Source organism: Bacillus sp. LR_5 (genome assembly GCF_042709275.1).
In genome coordinates this window covers 1-1,570 of the sequence record NZ_JAVAXX010000567.1, presented here as the reverse complement: position 1 = coordinate 1,570, position 1,570 = coordinate 1, and the positions used below count along the sequence as shown (strand labels likewise).

The 1,570-nt window shown below is 41.2% G+C and carries 1 protein-coding gene; it reads right to left on the bottom strand.

What is annotated here, in order from left to right:
• On the bottom strand, window positions 1–1,338 hold a 1,338-nt coding region (locus tag RAC86_RS38520), incomplete at its 3' end, for an alanine/glycine:cation symporter family protein (RefSeq protein WP_377886935.1).
• Window positions 1,339–1,570: the final 232 nt, after the last annotated feature.

Here is a 1,570-nt window from a genome sequence, read left to right as displayed (position 1 = left end):
CGCTTTAAACACAGGATCAAGTCCTTGCTTACGTTGTTTCGCGTAATCTTTATACACTTTGTAAGCAACGTTTGACAGCAGCGTAATCACAATTAAGTTGATCAGCGCCATGATACCCATAAAGAGGTCCGCCATATCCCAAACGATTTGGAAGCCTGATAAAGATCCATACACAACCATAGCAATTACAGCGATACGGTAAATGTTCAGCCATGTTTTGCTTGTTTTAATAAATTCAATGTTTGTCTCGCCATAATAATAGTTGCCGACAACTGAACTGAATGCAAACAAGAACATTGCGACTGCGATGAAAGTCGGCGCCCAGCCTCCAATATGATGGTTAAGAGCAGCCTGTGTGACTTGGATGCCGTCGCCTTTTGGCGTTACACTGTACAGCAAAATAATAAATGCTGTGGACGTACATATGATAAATGTATCGAAAAATACGCCTAATGTTTGAATAAAGCCTTGCTTTGCCGGATGGGATACATGAGCCGTCGCAGCCGCGTTTGGTGCGCTTCCCATTCCTGCTTCGTTTGAAAAAAGTCCGCGCTGCGCACCGATAACGATGATGCCGCCTATTCCGCCGCCGACGACTTGTTCAAAACCTAAAGCATTTTTAACAATTGTAGCGATAACGCCAGGGAAAGCCGTAATATTCGTGATGACAACAAATAAAGCGATAAGAATATAAATGCCTGCCATAACCGGCACAATTAGCTGTGAAACAGCGACAACACGTTTTAAACCGCCGAAAATGATAAACGCAGTTAAAACCGCCAGAACTATGGCTACAACTATTTTATTCACATGGAATGCGCCATCCAATGCTCCAGCAATTGTATTTGTTTGAACAGCGTTAAAAATCAAGCCGAATGAAACGGTAATTAAGATTGCAAAAACGATGCCAAGCCATCTGGCTCCAAGACCCTTTTGAATGTAGTAAGCCGGGCCTCCGCGGAAATCCTCCCCGTCTCTCACCTTATAAAGCTGCGCTAACGTACTCTCAACAAAGCTTGAAGCCATACCTACTGCAGCTACTACCCACATCCAAAATACAGCGCCCGGTCCGCCTGTCGCAATTGCTAAGGCTACACCAGTCAAATTCCCTGTGCCGACTCGGGATGCGGCCGAAATAAAGAACGCCTGCATAGATGAAACACCTTTATTTCCTTCCGGCTTCTCCCCTACTATTCTGAACATTTCAATAAAATAACGGAATTGGATAAAACCAAAACGTATGGTAAAAAATAATCCAAGCCCTATTAAAATATAAAATAGGTATTTCCAGATGAAATCACTTGGAATATTAATCAAACTATTGAAAAAAGACTCCATATTTACCTCCCGTTTTCATCAATTCAATACGAATTCGATTTTGATGTTAGATTTTTTAACATAACGAGTTTTATTATATCACAATATGACGAATTAGGAAGTTTTTTCGAGAAGAATATTGTCGTAGCCAGATGTTACTCTGTCGACCCCTTCTCTATTATTTTCCTACGAATAAAAACATTCCTTGCAAGCTGGCTTTTAAAAAAGAGTGCCCTATTAACAATGTAATCAT